The organism is Rubripirellula reticaptiva, from assembly GCF_007860175.1.
Taxonomy (GTDB): domain Bacteria; phylum Planctomycetota; class Planctomycetia; order Pirellulales; family Pirellulaceae; genus Rubripirellula; species Rubripirellula reticaptiva.
Map to the genome: position 1 here is coordinate 627,547 of NZ_SJPX01000005.1, position 15,898 is coordinate 643,444.

Genomic DNA, 15,898 nt, shown 5'->3' on the forward strand with positions numbered 1-15,898 from the left:
TTATGGGACACCAACGAATTCACGCTAAGCCAAGCCACGCTCGTCAAGCCGCACCAGCATCTTGACGATTTCGATCGGTCGCTCGAATCCGAAATGAGCCAAGATCTTCTGACGACGGATTTCGACGGATCGAGTGGTCAGCCCTACCATCGCGCCAATTTCTCTTGATGAATCGCCCCGGGCATAACCTTGGCAAATCTCTTGGTCGGTGGCGTCGAGTTGCTGCAACAGCGATACCAACTCGTTTAGACTTCGCCGGCGCTCAACGTTGCTCGTCCCGAGGTAGGCCACGGGTCTAGAAATCGTCAAGATCACGAAACTGGGATCTTGTAATTCGTCGAGTCGACGTTTGTACGTGATGAAGGAACAAGGCCGAAGATTGTAGTGAGGCCCTACATGTTCCAGCTCCAGCGAAGCGACACCATCAAGAATCAGACCATCTGTCACCTGGGATATCTTTCTGAAACTGCGGACGCCTGTCGAATCAACGTTCGAGCCCAAGCCGGAACGCCCATCCATCAAGAGCTTTCGAAACACGCCACTCTCGCCGGTCACGACACGTTCCGAATTCTTAATGGCGATGATCGCGTCAAATTGCGACAGATCAAATGATTCAGTCCGCTCGCCCTTGCCCCACTCCAACAGATGTTCGACAACAAGTCGCTTCAGTTCACAAAACGGCGTTGCGAACTCGATGGCCCCCAAACTTGTCACAACACTCACATGACCTTTCTACATTTCGGGTGTCGCTATCGATTCGAGCCGAGTTACCAGAATCAATCCAATTCTTAATTCGAAGAATTTAGTCGAAATCGCTAGCTTCGACCTACGTAAAAACGAATCCTTTTATTCTGATCGGGTGGGGCACACATGATCTGAACAAAAAAGCAGACGGCCTGTTGATCTGGGGCACCCGATCGACAGGCCGCTGCGATTCGTTTCACAACACTCAAGACAGTGCGGGGCAAGCATTTGCGAAGAGCGTTGCGCGATAACGAAATCTACAACATTCTTCGTCGGTTGGTTGGCAAAGAATCAGACAAATTTCGCGAAAGCGAAAAAGTTTCGCCTGCCCCCAATGATTCGGATGCAGCTTGAATGATGGTGCAATGTCATTTTGACGTCTTCTGCCACCCTTTTCGCTTGAACCGCTTTTCGCAAAGGCGAAGCCGAAATCTGCAGCACCGATTGCCACATTCAATGCTCGTATACCCATGACAAAGAACCTGCGGCCACCCTGCGGGCCCCGACATTGCCCTTTTCAGATCGGGGAATGTCGTCCTAAAGTCGCTCGAGATCGTTGCGATCCGAAACTTTGTCTTCGCTCTTTGGTTGACCCACCTGCCCATGAAAGTCCTGCAAATTGTCGCCGATGGCGTCCCGGGTGGGGGGACTACGAATGTCCTGGCGCTGACCGAGGACCTGCTGGCACAGTCCGTCGAGGTCGTGTTCTGTAGCCAGAAAGATTCCTATGCGATCGATGAAGCCCAAACCTTAGGCGCTGAGGTTTGTAACGGGATCGATTTTTTCAGCAGCCGGCTGAGTCGCCGCGTCGTTCGCGACCTGCACGAGGCCGTCGAGCGAATCAACCCTGATATCATTCACGCGCACGGCGGTCGAGCCGGTTTCGCGCTCGTCCGTGGCGGCGATCGCGATAGACTCGCGAGGTCTCTGTATACCGTTCGCGGCTACCAGTTTTATTTCAAACCTGCGCCACTGCGATATTTGGGAAAACGAGCGGAACGCCACATCAGCCGATCCGTTTTCAAGACGGTCCACGTTTGCGAAAAAGATCGCGAAGTCGGACTGCAGCAAGGCCTCGTCTCCGATGCATCGTCTAGTATGGTCATTCGCAACGGGCTGCGTCTGTCCGACATCCCCCACCACGACGGGCCTCGGAATCCGAAGGACGTTGCGGTCCTGGGACGACTGACCCACCCGAAGAATCCCGAACTGGTTCTCGACCTTGCGGTCCGCTTGGCCAGCGATGGTTTCGTTTTCCACTTGATCGGTGGTGGCGACAAAGAAGCCGAAGTGCGGAGCCGAGTCGAACGCGAGAACATCACGAACGTTCGAATGTATGGCCATCGCAGCCGCGAGGAAGGATTGAAGATCATGTCGGGCGCGGGCACGTTCTTACTGGCCAGCCGTTCCGAGGGGCTGCCGATCGCACCGGTCGAAGCAATGGCGATGGGATTGCCCGTGGTGATCAGTAACGTCAACGGTTGCACCGAAGTGGTTCGCGACGGAATCGAAGGCCGCGTCGCACCAAGCGAAGATCGCGATGCGTTTGTCGCAGCGTTAAGAGCGGTAATCTCCGAACCTGAAAAGACTCGTCAATTGGTCGAAAATGGAAAGATTCGCGTGGCGACCGAATTCACTCGCGACCGCGTCGTCCAGCAACACCTTCAACTCTACGATGACTGCCTCAATCGATAGGACGATCGAACCGATCGGCTGATTTGACAGCCGGTCAGACAAGGGTATCGCGAATGAGCATGGACGGCGTCAGCAGCAGGTCAGACAAGCCGTGAATGCACATAAGATTCCCCCCCCGAACGTAACGTTGTCCTGGCCAGAATCGTGGCAAAACGTCGCGGATGCGACTCTGCGAGCCCATGCCTGACTGCATGGCCGTTTTGATGGTATTGGGACAATGACCGGTGGGGGCTATATTCGGCGCCGAGCACAGACGGGACGAATCCCGGCCCGATTGTGACCGCTCAACCGCAATCACCAACACGATCCCCCGCAGAACACAGGTCCGTGAAATACACGCTCACGCTAGGCGCCGCGCTGTTCGCCAATTGGCTGTTGTGGTCCGGCCACTTCGATAATCCATTCCTGATTGGAATGGGGATAGCGTCATGCGGAGTCAGTTTGTGGTTGTCGCAGCGGATGAAAATTGTGGACGAAGAAGGCGCGCCGGCGCAGTTAGGATTTCGGCCGTTTACTCAATATGCACCATGGCTGATCAAGGAAATCGTGGTATCGAATATCCAAGTCGCCAAGATCATTTTGTCGGCTAAGATGCCGCTAAAACGCAACATTGTGATGGTCACCGCTAGCCAAAAGAGTCCGCTGGGGCGTGTGATCATGGCGAACTCGATCACCCTGACGCCGGGAACCGTTTCGATGGACCTGATCGGCAACAAAATCAAAGTCCACGCGTTGTCGCTTGAAGAAGCCGAAGAAGACATGTCGGGCGACATGGACCGCCGAATCACACGGTTGGAACAGCAAGGCTCGCGACGACCCGCACAGTCGCGTGATCGATCGAGCGCGAAGCCATGACGATCAATATGTTTGGAGTCGCAAGCGCGGCAATGATCGTCACGATGGTGCTCGCTCTGATCCGAGCGATGCTTGGACCGACGGTATTCGACAGAGTGTTGGCGCTGAACATGTTTGGCACAAAGACCGTGCTGTTAATTTCGGTCGTCAGCTTCTTGACGCATCGTACTGACTTCCTAGACGTGGCACTGATGTACAGCCTGATGAACTTCATCGGCATGGTTGCGTTGCTGCGATTCACAACCATGTCCGCAACTCCGTTCAACCAAGAGAGCGAGTGATGGTGATGGACATCCTCAGTTGGGCTTTTCTGTTGTCCGGATCGGCATTTTCGATCATCGGCGGAATCGGAATTGTGCGTTTGCCCGAGTTCTTTTCGCGCATGCACGGTGCTGGCATCACGGACACGATGGGTGCGGGATTGATCACGATTGGCTTGATGTTCCAGGCTGATTCGTTCTTGGTTGGATTCAAACTGTTTGCGATTCTGTTCTTCCTGATGGTCACCAGCCCTAGCTCATGTTACGCACTTGCCCACTCGGCGCTGGTCCACGGCTTGAAACCTGTACTTGATGTGACAAAACCCAGTAACGGTGATTCGACGGCGTCCAACGACGAAGGATCCGGCTCATGATGGTGATCGAGTTTGCGATTCTGGGAATGCTGGTAACCACAGCGGTCACGATTGCTCGCATGCGAGACTTGTGGGCCGCCATCATGTTTACGGGAATCTACAGTTTCCTATCGGCAAGCTGGATGTTGCTGTTGGACGCTCCCGACGTATCGTTTACCGAAGCGGCCGTCGGCGCCGGCATCTCGACCGTCTTGATGCTCAGCACGTTGTCGTTGACCGGCAAAGAAGAGAAAAAGTCAAAACGTTTCGCGCCGATCCCATTCTTGGTGGTCACCGTGACGGGCTGTGCCTTGATCTACGGCACGCTGGACATGCCGCCGATGGGCGACCCGAATGACCCGATCCATCTGCATCCAGACCCTGGATTTGTCGAGCGATCGCAAACCGATATGCACGGAATGCCAAACGTGGTCACCGCCATTTTGGCCAGCTATCGAGGCTACGACACGCTGGGTGAAACGACCGTCGTATTGACCGCAGGGATCGCAGTCTTGTTGATCCTGCGACGCGGAAAAGAAGAACACGTGGAGGCAGAGCTATGACCGACTTTCCGATCATTCGCGTCGTCACGAAACTGCTGATCCCGTACATCCTGCTGTTCGCGTTCTACGTTCAATTCCACGGCGACTATGGTCCGGGCGGTGGATTCCAAGCGGGCGTTATCTTTGCCGCCGCAATCATTCTGTATGGATTGGTGTTTGGACTCGCCGCAGTCAAAAAGGTCGCGCCGCCAATCGTCATCGAAAAGTTGATGGCGGCGGGTGTGCTGGTGTACGCAGGCACGGGAATCGCAACCATCGCTCTTGGCGGCAAGTTCCTGGACTATGACGTCTTAGAGCATCACTTTTTGACGGAGTACCATTTCCCCAGCGGTCAGCACTTGGGCATTTTCTTGGTCGAATGTGGCGTCGGGATTACGGTCACCGCCGTGATGACGATGATCTTCTACACCTTCGCTGGACGGAGGCAATCGCCATGAACATCAACCTGACTAGCGATCCCAACATCGGCATCTTTGCTTGGCAGTTTCAAGGACTGCTGAATTACTGGGTCGTTGTTTTCCTGATGATGATCGGTTTCTACATCGTCATCGCGAGAGGCAACTTGATCAAAACGATCTTGGGTTTGAACATTTTCCAGACCTCGGTGTTCTTGCTGTACATCACGATGGGAAAGATCAATGGAGGAACCGCACCGATCATTCCGCCCCACTTGGTCGCGAGTCACGGTAACGCTGCTGGCCACGGTGATGTGACGACTCATGGCGATGCTGCCATTCATGGTGAAGGCGTATCCCACGGTAATTCGGCGATCGATGAACATACCGAACTTGCAACCGAAGCGGCGACGATGATCTATTCAAATCCGCTGCCAAGTGTTTTGATGCTGACCGCAATCGTGGTAGGCATCGCTACGACGGCGACGGCGCTGGCGTTGATTGTTCGGATTCGCGAAGACTATGGCACGATCGAAGAAGACGAGATTCTTCAAATCGATCAGGCTGGAACGGATGGCAACCCGTGATCGAAGCACACCTGCCTGTCCTGTTGATCGTGCTTCCGATGATGGCAGCACCACTTTGCGTGTTGGCCGGAAACCGCAAGGCCGCCTATGGAATCGCGTTGCTAACGACCCTTGCCACGTTCGCCATCGGACTGCGTTTGATGTCGACGGTTCTTTCGACCGGCTCGATTCACTACGAAATCGGCGGCTGGGAACCTCCCTACGGCATCGAGTACGTCGTTGACTCGTTTAGCGCGTTTGTGATCTTGATCGTCTCGGCAATGGCGGCGATCACAATGATGTACGCTCCGCCAAGTCTCGACAAAGAAATTCTGCCGTCGAAACACTACCTGTTCTACGCCACGTTCTTGCTGTGCATGACAGGTCTACTTGGGATGTGCGTGACGGGTGACTTGTTCAACGTATTCGTGTTTCTCGAAATCTCGTCGCTATCGTCTTACGCACTGATCTCGCTCGGCAAGACCCGACGCGCACCTTTGGCGGCACTGCAGTACTTGATCCTGGGCAGCGTCGGCGCAACGTTCATCCTGATTGGTATCGGCTTGCTTTATCAAATGACCGGAACGTTGAACATGGTCGACATCGCGTCGCGGATCAACACAGTCAACGGTCCGCGAACGATGCTCGTAGCTTTGGCGTTCATGACGATTGGTTTGTACATCAAGATGGCGGTCTTTCCGCTGCACACTTGGTTGCCCAATGCATATACCTACGCACCTTCGGTGGTCACGGTGTTCGTGGCTGCGACGGCAACCAAAGTTTCCGTCTATGCCTTTGTTCGGTTGATCTACGGAATCGTGACGCCGGACTTTGCTTTCGAGACCTTGCCGTTGGATGCGGCCCTGCGATTGATGGCCTTTGTCGGAATCTTTGTGGCGTCGACTGCGGCGATCTTTCAAGACAATGTCAAACGACTTCTCGCCTACAGCAGCATTGCTCAGATCGGTTACATCCTGTTGGGCGTCAGCATGAACACACAAGCTGGATTGACCGGAGGGATCGCCCACATGTTCAATCACGCGATCATCAAGGGCGGCTTGTTCATGGTGGTTGGATGCTTTGCTATGCGATTGGGTTCGGTCCAGCTTAGCGACTGGAGAGGCGCAGGCCGCACGATGCCGTGGACCGCTTTTGCTTGGGCGGTGGGTGGACTCGGGTTGATCGGCGTTCCACTGACAGCGGGCTTCATCAGCAAATGGCTGCTGCTGACGGCAGCCTTCGAGTCCGAGCTTTGGCAAGTTGCCGTGCTGATGCTAATCAGTTCACTGCTGGCAATTGTCTACGTTTGGCGAGTCGTCGAAACACTCTACTTTTCAGAACCATCCGAAATAGCCAAAGCGGCCACCGACGCTCCCCTGCAAATGTTGGTTCCGACCTATGTCGTCATCGGTGCCACGGTATTGTTCGGAATCTGGACAACCTACTCCGCTGGCCTGGCGGCCAATGCGGCCGCCATGTTGTTGGGAGGCTCGCAATGATGTCGCCCGAGAATTTGATCGCTATTTGCCTGACGCTGCCGCTGTTGGCATTTGCGTTAAACTTTGCCTTTAGCAAGGTTCCGAATTTGCGAGAAGGCAGCACGGTGACGATCGCGACGATCGTGTTTGCCGCTGCATGGGCACTGTCGCGAAGTGTGTTCGCCGGACAACGCCCCGAGCTTGCGATTGGCGAGATCCTGCCTGGGTTTGCGATTCGATTTCAAGTCGAACCGCTGGGAATGCTGTTCGCGTTGGTCGCCACAGGATTGTGGATTCTGACCACGGTTTATGCAGCCGGATACATGCGTGGCCATCACGAAAAACATCAAACACGATTCTTTGGTTGTTTTGCGGTCGCAATCTTTGCGGCTTTGGCAGCAGCGTTTTCAGCCAACTTGTTCACGCTGTTCGTCGCCTACGAATTGATGACGGTTTCGACCTATCCCTTGGTGACTCACCACGGAGACGAAGAAGCTCGAGGCGGCGGCCGAGTCTACCTAGGCATCCTACTGTCCACGTCGATCGCGTTCTTCATGCTCGCGATCGCGTGGACAGGGTCAGTCGCGGGAACGTTGGATTTTCGCGCCGGCGGCATCCTGAGCGATGCCTACAAGTCCGGTTCGATTTCACAGACCGGACTAGGCGTTTTGCTGGGGTTGTACGCGTTTGGAATTGGTAAAGCCGCGCTAATGCCGTTCCACCGTTGGTTGCCGGCGGCCATGGTGGCCCCCACACCGGTCAGCGCTTTGCTGCACGCAGTAGCCGTCGTCAAGGTTGGCGTTTTTTCAGTGATGAAGGTCGCCATTTATATTTTTGGCATCGACCTGCTGCACTCGTCCGGTGTGAATGTTTGGCTGATGTACGTTGCCGGCTACACTTTGCTAGTGGCGTCGCTGGTGGCGATGACCAAAGACAACTTAAAAGCGCGTCTTGCCTATTCAACGATTGGCCAGTTGGCGTACATCACGCTGGGCGCCGCGATCGCCAACCCGTCAGCGGTGATCGGTGGCGGCATGCACATTGCGATGCACGCCGTCGGCAAGATCACGCTGTTCTTTTGCGCTGGTGCGATTTACGTGGCCGCGCACAAGAAAAACATCAGCGACATGCGGGGTCTTGGCCGCCAAATGCCCTACACATTTGCCGCTTTCGCGATCGCATCGATCAGCATCATTGGGCTGCCGCCGGGCGGCGGTGCGTGGAGCAAATGGTTCCTGGCGATCGGTACGGTTGAAAGCGGCCACTATGCATTAACCGCCGCGTTGATGATCAGTTCGCTGCTGAACATCGCCTACTTGGTTCCGATTCCGGTACTGGCGTTCATGTCGCCGCCGGAGGATTCGGATTCCACCAAAACTATCCACGAAGCACCGCTGGCGTGTGTGATTCCGTTGTGTATGACAGCTATCGGCAGCGTGCTGTTGTTCTTCGCCGCCGAGTCGATTTACGAAGTGCTGCTGCCAATCACAAAGTGAGCCAACGTCCTGCCGCAATCAGGAAGCAAACATCATGAACCATCACAAAACTGATTCGGAACCAAGTTGGTTCGAACGTCCAGCAAACATCAATCGGATGATTGGCGCGTTGGTGGTGGTGTGTGCTGGATTGGTCGCAGCCGATTGGTTTTACGAAAACCCACATCCTCATTTCGATTTAGAAACTTCGTTTGGCTTCCAGGCCTGGTTTGGGTTCGTCGCGTTTATCGTCGTCGTATTCCTAGGGCGACTGCTTCGTTTGCTTGTCAGCAAACCGGAGGACTATTATGAACGTCGTCGCTAACCTGCCACCTGGCTTGATCATGATCGTTGGCGGCCTTTTGCTGCTGGCGGTGCCGCGTAAATTCCAAAGCGCCGGTGCGTTGATCGTTTCGGTGATCAGCTTGATCTGTTTTCTGTTTTTGGGTGAAGCCAACTTCGGCAACGTTGACCTGTTCGGCGCCTCGCTGAACATGGTTCGAATCGACATGTACAGCCGCGTCTTTGGATTGGTATTCCACGGTGCTGCGATCATTGCGGCCATCTATGCGCTGCATGTTCGTGATTCGAAACAGCACGTTGCTGGAATGATCTACGCCGGCGCTGCGATCGGCGCGGCCTGTGCGGGCGATCTGGTGACGCTGTTTGTATACTGGGAACTAACGGCAATTTCGAGCGTCATTTTGGTTTGGGCGACTGGTACGACAAAGTCCTACCGATCGGGAATGCGTTACCTGATCATACAAGTCACATCGGGCGTGCTGTTGCTATCCGGCGCCATTTTTCAACATGTCCAAACCGGCTCGCTTGCGTTCGAGAGCTTTGTCGTCGAAGGCGAACCGCTATCGATCGCTGCGATGTTAGTGCTCGGTGCATTCGGAATTAAATGTGCGTTCCCACTGTTGCACAACTGGCTGCAAGACGCGTATCCCAACGCAACTCCGACCGGCACAGTGTTTCTCAGTGCGTTCACGACCAAGCTTGCGGTTTATTCGTTGATTCGCGGCTTTGCGGGCTACGAGCCGCTGATTTGGATTGGATGCGCGATGACATTGTTTCCGATCGTTTTTGCCGTGATCGAAAACGACTTACGCCGTGTGCTGGCTTACAGCCTGAACAACCAACTGGGGTTCATGGTCGTTGGCATTGGAATCGGCAGCGAACTGGCGCTCAATGGAACAGTTGCGCACGCGTTTTGCCATATCATCTATAAATCGCTGCTATTCATGTCGATGGGCGCGGTGATGTTACGAGTCGGAACCACCAAGGCAACGGAACTCGGTGGTCTGCACAAATCGATGCCGTGGACAACGCTGTTTTGCATCATCGGTGCTGGTGCGATTTCAGGCTTTCCGCTGCTAAGTGGCTTCATCAGCAAGTCAATGATCATTTCTGCGGCCGCCGAAGAGCACATATTTTGGGTTTGGATTGTATTGCTGATTGCATCGGCTGGGGTGATGGAACACTCGGGGATCAAGATCCCTTTCTTTGCTTTCTTTGCACACGACAGCGGCAAGCGAGTCAAAGAAGCTCCGATGAACATGTTGGTTGCGATGGGAATCGCCGCCGCACTGTGCGTCGGACTAGGCGTGGCCTATCCGCTGCTGTACCGAATCCTGCCGTTTGACATCGACTATCACCCCTATACCGTGACTCACGTGGTGACTCAGTTACAGCTTCTGATGTTCGCCGGGTTAGCGTTCGTGGTGCTAATGAAAACGGGACTCTATCCCGCTGAAAAACGCGCCACTGTGCTAGACACCGATTGGGTCTATCGAGTCGCAATGGCAAAGCTGGTGCGAGGCTTCGGCGCAACCGTCGAAGCAGTCGACGGAACGCTGCGGGACGACACAACGCTAGTCCTGCGTGGCATGCGAAAACAGGCCCGCATTGTCTTTAACGATCGTGGGATTCTTGGTGGAACGTGGTCAAGTAGCACAATGACGTTCTGGGCTGCCGTGCTGTTGGCGGCATGCTTGGTGATGTACTACGTCTAACGAACAAGAAACCGGGCTTCCAATTGTTCTTGAAAACGCAAAAGTCTAAACGACTTTTGTAGCGCAAATCGGCGACGTTAAATCAGCATTCCAGTTTTCGGGCTGGCGCAGCCGAGGGGCCTTTCCCTGCGAATCGCTTGCGACAGAACTCGGTGATATTCTTTCCTAGCTTTAACGCTTGGTGAGCCGCAGAAATCAGCGGCGGTCGACAGAGATGCCCGTGTCGATTGGTTTGAACCACATCACCCGAACCGATATCCAGAGCGGTCAAACAGCCACCGCCGAAACAGTACGTGTCGATGCATACCAGGTGACCAGCATCCAAGATACGATTTTCGGGCTGGGGCGTGTGTCCCACAATGACTCGCTTGCCGCTTTGATGCGGTTCCGGCAATGGTGACGGCAGGTGCGTCCAGAATAGAGTCATGTCGGTCTGGGCGTGCATCGCCAAATCATGCACGTAGTTTGCATGAGCGAAGATTTCAGTCGGCGTTTCGTAGAAGGGTGACAATTGCTGAAAAAAGCTCAAATGCTCGGCCGGAATTTTCTCGGTGCTACCGCCATAGCTTGCCACCGTCGACTGGCCACCGTTATCGAGCCAAACTCGGTCATCCAAACCGCCAATCACGACGCCCATCAGCATGATTTCGTGATTGCCTCGTAGGGCTACCACATTACACCGATCTCGAAGAGCGATGACTTGGTCAACGACGTCGCGACTATCAGGCCCTCGGTCGATGTAATCGCCTAGAAAAATCAGTTGATCCTGCGGCTTTGGATCGATCGCGTCGATCAGGCCTCGAAGAGCCTTAGCGCAGCCATGGATGTCTCCGATAGCAATTCGTCGCATAGGAAGGTCCACTTGCGTTCGCGGCGGATAGTTGATTGATGTTAGCGGGCAATGATAACCGAAATAATATCGTTTTAATTCATTGCCGAGTCACCAAAACGCACTCCTGGCGCGATCTCGGACAGAATATCGTGCCCACACTGCCGAACCGCTCGCTCCCAACACAGGTCGGGGTCGCCAAACATGATCTCGGGATCCGCATCGCCCGCCAGCCAACCGCCGACACGCAGTTCTTCGTCCAACTGGCCTGGCCCCCATCCGCTGTAATGGGCAACGTACCGAACACGAGCGTCAGGACGCTTCAGCAGAATCCGCAGGTGATCGTCGTCACCGGTGATCCAGGCCGGCGGGTTACCGAGTTCGATCGACAGCGACCCCCACGGCTCGGCCGGATGATCGTGCAGAGTGAACTTTGAACCCTCGCTCAGCGCTTGTCCGGGCGGCATCGGCTGGCCGGTGGGATCGAACGGACCACAGGGTTCTCCAACGCCCGCCAAATCGTGAAGCGCCAGCAGCGGACCATCGACAGGTCCACCACGATAGATTTGGTCGTCATCGCGAGGACGCCCTTCGGCAGGCGACATTTCGACCAAGTCACGAAACCGGCGATCGGTGGGGCGATTGATCGTCAATCCAAAAGCGCCTTCAACATCGTGACGGATGATGAACACGACCGAACGCAGGAAATTGCCGTCGCTCAGGTACGGCGACGCGATCAGCAATCGACCAGAAAGATTGGCTGGCATGGGTCGATTCCCCGTATTTCGAATGAGTGGGTAAGTCTTCGTGGTCTTGCCGAAGTATAAGCACACCTCGGCAAGCGAACGCACGAACACCTAAATTTTATTGCGTCAGCCACACTAATGGCCATCAGTCATGACGGTTAGCGGAAGCTAAAAGCTCGTAACGATCGAGCGGACAGAGCTGGCTCGATCGAATTCAACGACCATCCCAAACCAGACTTGCAGATCTGGTTCTATCTTTCACGTCAAAGCAATCGCAGCAAGGGCGAACGCTCGGCCGTCCAACGGTTGCCTGCCCTACTTCGCTTGTCTGTTGAGCGGCTCGTCGACGACCATCGCAGCGGGAAAATTAGCGGCTGCTTTGCCGCCCTTTTCTAACCAGCGTTTGTTTTGCGAACCGCCCGATGGCTGGTTCATCGGGATGTCCATCCCGCCCGCATCGCCGAGCATCTTGTACAGCTCGTTCTCCATTTCCTTGGCGACTGACTTGTATTCAGGATCGTACAGCAAGTTCTTCTTTTCACCTGGATCGGTTGTCAGGTCATAGAGTTCATCCGCATCCCACAATCCGTAATACGTGATGTATTTGAAACGGTCACCACGCAGAGCAAACTGAGTCGGCGTTTGTGGGAAGTTCTTTTCCCAGTAATAGACGTACAAAAAGTTCTGACGCCAATCCATGTTGGGGTTGTTGGGCAAGTCAAGAAAACTGTTTCCATCGATGTAGTCGGGCGTTTCCAAGCCAGCCGCATGCAGCACCGTCGGGCCGACATCAATGTTGCCGATCACTTTCTCGACGACCGTGCCGCCTTGGTACAGATCAGGACAGTGCATCATCATCGGAACCCGCATCGATTCTTCGTACGAAACTCGCTTGTCGATCAAGCCGTGCTCGCCCCACATGAAACCGTTGTCGCCCATGTAGATCACCAGCGTTTCATCGTGAACGCCCATGTCCTTTAACTTTTGCATCACTCGCCCCACGCTATCGTCAACGGCCAACAGCGACTCACAGTAGCGACGGTACAAGTAATCGAGCCCATTATCGCTGTGATAACTGAAGTCAATTCCGTGCCAGCTATTGCGTTGGTCACGCACCCAGCGAGGCGAATTATCTTCGGCCGTGATGCCTTCACCGCGAGGCAGAAAGCTAAGGTCGGCATCGGCATAGCGTCCCGCATGTCGCTCGGCGGGGGTGAAATTGCTGTGCACGGCTTTGTGCGACAAGTACATAAAGAACGGCTTGCCCGTATCCTTTTGCGCGTCCAGCCAATCGACGGCGTAGTCGGTCATTTCGTCGGTGATGTAACCCTTCTGTTTGACTCGTTCGCCGTTGACGTTCAATGTGTAGTTTGGTCCCGGCGGCAAGTAATTGCCCTGACCTTTGAAACTGATCCAATGATCAAACCCCGGACGCCGATCGTCATTATTGGCCCCCATGTGCCACTTGCCGATGTAGGCGGTTTGGTAACCTTCACGCTGTAAGTATTGAGGAAAGAAAATCGTTCCCTCGGGGACAAGTCGGTTGTTGTCGATCACGCGGTGTTTGTGTGTGTACAGTCCGGTCAGAATCGATGCCCGGCTCGGTGAACACAGCGACGTGGTCACGAAAGCGTTCTTCAAGTGAACGCCGCCGGAGGCCAATTTGTCCAGGTTTGGAGTCTCCAGAAACGGATGCCCCATGAACCCCATCGCGTCGTAACGATGGTCATCAGTCAAAATGAAGATGACATTGCGAGGCTTGACGCCATCGCGGGCTGGCGTCGCTGGCAGGTCAGCACTGGATGCGACCATGCTGGCATGGGCCATCACAACCGCGACAATCGATAAGGTCATCGCAAATCGAACTGCAGCAAAATTTGTCCGCATCAACCGAAAACTCCGAGTAAGCGTAAGAAGTACGTCTGGAGGGCAGAATTGCTGCCCAGACCGACATACTAACGTAACTACAATACCGATCGCGACTTGCTTTTCAACGAAACTTCGACCGTGCTGGTTGGTTCAAACGACTATGAACACACGCTCCTTCGCCTTTATGGCCCTGACCCTGTTGGTAACGATTCCTGTCGTGGCTCAACCGCCATTCGGCGGCGGTGATCGAGGCGGTGGTCGTGGTGATCGTGGCGGAGACGCCGGTGGTGGCCGAGGCGGAGCCCCAGGTGGCGATCGAGGCGGATTTCCTAGCGGTGGTCGAGGTGGACCGCCCGGAGGCGAAGGAGATCGCGCCAGCCGCGGTGGTGGCGGCTTTGACCCTAGTTCGATCCTCGAACGACTCGACGCCAACGGAAACGGCGTCCTGGATCCCGACGAACAACAGGGCCCGGCGTCGTTCCTGATCGGACGACTGCAACAGAGTGACCCCAGCATCAAGCCAGGCTCGCCGATCAAAATCTCGAAACTGAAGGAAGGCTTCGAGAAAATGCGGGGCGGAGGCGATTCAAATTCTCGCGGAGGCGGTGACACGTCCAACCGCAACGCCGCAGACGAAGCGTTGATGGTGGAATTGCTGGTTCCCGGATTTGGCGAAGAATCCTTGGCGGCCCCGCTGCTAGGCTTCGGTCCCAAAGCCGAAATGCTGTCGGTCCCTGTGACCGATGCCGACCGCGCCCAGGCTGCCGAAAGCATGCGGCGATACGACCGCAACGGAAACGGTTTCATCGAAAAAAGTGAACTCAGCAGCCGAATGTCGGGGAATCCAATGGACTTCGACCGCAACCGAGACGAAAAGTTGACGCTAGACGAATTGGCGGTCCGCTATGCTCGGCGCCGCGAAGGCGAAGAAGAAGCGAAAAAGAACAGCAAGAAGGACAAAAAACGTAGCCGCGACGACGATCAAGCCGGCGAAGTCGTCGACGTCTTCTCGGGGCGAAACTCGTACCGTCCAACCTCGGGCCGAAAAGCACCAGAAGGCTTGCCGGGGTACTTCACCGACAAAGATGCCAATGGTGACGGTCAGATCTCGATGGCCGAATTTACCACCGAGTGGAATGATGACGCGGTCGCCGAGTTCTTTGATTCGGACTTCAATCGCGACGGAGTGATCACGACCGACGAGGCTCTTCGGGCGGTCGAACAGGGCCCCGTGTCGAAATTGCTGGCGTCGATGTCGGGCAGTTCAGCGGGCTCGTCCGGTTCGAGTTCGGCGACCGGATCCAGTTCCGGCGACGGGGCCGCAGCCGCTGCGTCGGGCGGCAACGCAGATCCGAAGTACGTCAAAGTGGTCCAGCGAATTGTCCAGAGATATGACAGCAACAACGACGGAACTCTGACCGCCTCGGAATGGGAAAAAATGCTGATGAGCCCCGCGGCGGCCGATGCCAACCGCGACGGACGCATTTCGGTCGAGGAATACGCTTTGTGGATGCAGTCGAACCAGAAAAAGCGATAACCCGGCCAGACCTTATCAACGACACCGAATGCGGCTATAATCAAGGGTGTGAATTGACAGTTAATACGTGTGCGAAGGAACATCCATGTCGGTCGGTGAAGGTTTAGAAGACGTCACAATCAAGGTCTCGCCCGAAGATTTGGATGATGACGGTTTCATCAGCATCTGGAACATCGCCTCGTCGTCCTGCGAAGGCGATACGGCCCAGTCGCGTGCTCTCGCAGCCGCTTTGCTGGGATTTTTGTGCAAGAAAGGCTGTGATTTCGTCGTCACCAGCACCGCGAATGCGGATTACTTGGACAGCCAGTTCGAAAAAGACAACAAGGTTTTGTACGCCTGGAAAGCCGACAGCGAGATGGTCGACTTGGTGTCGCAGCACGCCGAAGTCCCTTTCAAGGCGTTCAGCAGCTTCCTGGTCAACCAGAAATTCAACGCGACCACCAACTACAGTCCACGGCGGATTGACCGAGTTGAGTGGTTCCAAAACATGTGGTCAGTCGGCTAAGGGATTCCCT

17 protein-coding genes are annotated in these 15,898 nt (G+C 55.0%); 13 read left to right on the forward strand and 4 right to left on the reverse strand.

Features of this window, described 5'->3' with window-relative positions; genetic code table 11:
• Window positions 1-24: 24 nt before the first annotated feature.
• A complete protein-coding gene (locus Poly59_RS23465) occupies window positions 25-714 on the reverse strand; it encodes a response regulator transcription factor (RefSeq protein WP_222436157.1) in 690 nt (229 codons plus the stop codon).
• A gap of 633 nt (window positions 715-1,347) precedes the next feature.
• Here Poly59_RS23465 and Poly59_RS23470 point away from each other — a divergent pair.
• The 11 genes from Poly59_RS23470 to Poly59_RS23520 all read left to right on the forward strand — a co-directional run bounded on the left by Poly59_RS23470 (window position 1,348) and on the right by Poly59_RS23520 (window position 10,402).
• Window positions 1,348-2,439 (forward strand): glycosyltransferase family 4 protein, encoded by a 1,092-nt coding sequence (locus Poly59_RS23470; protein WP_146536526.1) that lies wholly within the window; start codon window positions 1,348-1,350, stop codon window positions 2,437-2,439.
• Between the two features lie 327 nt (window positions 2,440-2,766).
• The gene (locus Poly59_RS23475; RefSeq protein ID WP_146536527.1) at window positions 2,767-3,294 is read left to right on the forward strand and encodes a Na+/H+ antiporter subunit E; all 528 of its coding nucleotides are present in this window, start codon (window positions 2,767-2,769) and stop codon (window positions 3,292-3,294) included.
• On the forward strand, window positions 3,291-3,575 hold the full coding sequence (locus Poly59_RS23480) for a monovalent cation/H+ antiporter complex subunit F (RefSeq protein WP_146536528.1): 285 nt from the start codon (window positions 3,291-3,293) through the stop codon (window positions 3,573-3,575). Before Poly59_RS23475 ends, Poly59_RS23480 begins: the two co-directional genes overlap by 4 nt.
• A 5-nt stretch (window positions 3,576-3,580) precedes the next feature.
• Entirely contained in the window at window positions 3,581-3,928 is a 348-nt protein-coding gene (gene mnhG / locus Poly59_RS23485; RefSeq protein ID WP_246151884.1) for a monovalent cation/H(+) antiporter subunit G, read from the forward strand.
• The gene (locus Poly59_RS23490; RefSeq protein ID WP_146536530.1) at window positions 3,925-4,470 is read left to right on the forward strand and encodes a DUF4040 domain-containing protein; all 546 of its coding nucleotides are present in this window, start codon (window positions 3,925-3,927) and stop codon (window positions 4,468-4,470) included. Before mnhG ends, Poly59_RS23490 begins: the two co-directional genes overlap by 4 nt.
• A complete protein-coding gene (locus Poly59_RS23495; protein WP_146536531.1) occupies window positions 4,467-4,907 on the forward strand; it encodes a Na(+)/H(+) antiporter subunit B in 441 nt (146 codons plus the stop codon). The genes Poly59_RS23490 and Poly59_RS23495 overlap by 4 nt, the downstream gene beginning before the upstream one ends.
• Window positions 4,904-5,452, forward strand: a complete 549-nt coding sequence (locus Poly59_RS23500; protein ID WP_146536532.1) for a sodium:proton antiporter — start codon at window positions 4,904-4,906, stop codon at window positions 5,450-5,452. The genes Poly59_RS23495 and Poly59_RS23500 overlap by 4 nt, the downstream gene beginning before the upstream one ends.
• Window positions 5,449-6,930: a monovalent cation/H+ antiporter subunit D family protein gene (locus tag Poly59_RS23505; RefSeq protein ID WP_246151885.1), complete on the forward strand. Its 1,482-nt coding sequence runs from the start codon at window positions 5,449-5,451 to the stop codon at window positions 6,928-6,930. The genes Poly59_RS23500 and Poly59_RS23505 overlap by 4 nt, the downstream gene beginning before the upstream one ends.
• Window positions 6,930-8,405, forward strand: a complete 1,476-nt coding sequence (locus Poly59_RS23510) for a proton-conducting transporter transmembrane domain-containing protein (protein ID WP_146536892.1) — start codon at window positions 6,930-6,932, stop codon at window positions 8,403-8,405. The genes Poly59_RS23505 and Poly59_RS23510 overlap by 1 nt, the downstream gene beginning before the upstream one ends.
• A gap of 34 nt (window positions 8,406-8,439) precedes the next feature.
• The gene (locus Poly59_RS23515) at window positions 8,440-8,709 is read left to right on the forward strand and encodes a heme biosynthesis HemY N-terminal domain-containing protein (protein WP_146536533.1); all 270 of its coding nucleotides are present in this window, start codon (window positions 8,440-8,442) and stop codon (window positions 8,707-8,709) included.
• Window positions 8,693-10,402 (forward strand): Na(+)/H(+) antiporter subunit D, encoded by a 1,710-nt coding sequence (locus Poly59_RS23520; RefSeq protein ID WP_146536534.1) that lies wholly within the window; start codon window positions 8,693-8,695, stop codon window positions 10,400-10,402. Before Poly59_RS23515 ends, Poly59_RS23520 begins: the two co-directional genes overlap by 17 nt.
• 82 nt (window positions 10,403-10,484) lie before the next feature.
• Here the strand turns inward: Poly59_RS23520 and Poly59_RS23525 are convergent, their stop codons facing one another.
• From Poly59_RS23525 to Poly59_RS23535, 3 genes are all read right to left on the reverse strand, one after another.
• Window positions 10,485-11,252 carry a metallophosphoesterase family protein gene (locus Poly59_RS23525; RefSeq protein ID WP_146536535.1) on the reverse strand — a complete coding sequence of 256 codons (768 nt, stop codon included), beginning with the start codon at window positions 11,250-11,252 and terminating at the stop codon, window positions 10,485-10,487.
• 74 nt (window positions 11,253-11,326) lie between these two features.
• Entirely contained in the window at window positions 11,327-11,998 is a 672-nt protein-coding gene (locus tag Poly59_RS23530) for a YqgE/AlgH family protein (protein ID WP_146536536.1), read from the reverse strand.
• A gap of 294 nt (window positions 11,999-12,292) precedes the next feature.
• Entirely contained in the window at window positions 12,293-13,831 is a 1,539-nt protein-coding gene (locus tag Poly59_RS23535) for a sulfatase family protein (protein WP_222436158.1), read from the reverse strand.
• Between the two features lie 175 nt (window positions 13,832-14,006).
• On the opposite strand from Poly59_RS23535, the gene Poly59_RS23540 reads away from it, so the two are divergent.
• On the forward strand, window positions 14,007-15,383 hold the full coding sequence (locus Poly59_RS23540) for an EF-hand domain-containing protein (RefSeq protein WP_146536538.1): 1,377 nt from the start codon (window positions 14,007-14,009) through the stop codon (window positions 15,381-15,383).
• Window positions 15,384-15,468: 85 nt separating this feature from the next.
• Complete coding sequence (locus Poly59_RS23545) at window positions 15,469-15,888, forward strand: hypothetical protein (protein WP_146536539.1); 420 nt, start codon at window positions 15,469-15,471, stop codon at window positions 15,886-15,888.
• Window positions 15,889-15,898: the final 10 nt, after the last annotated feature.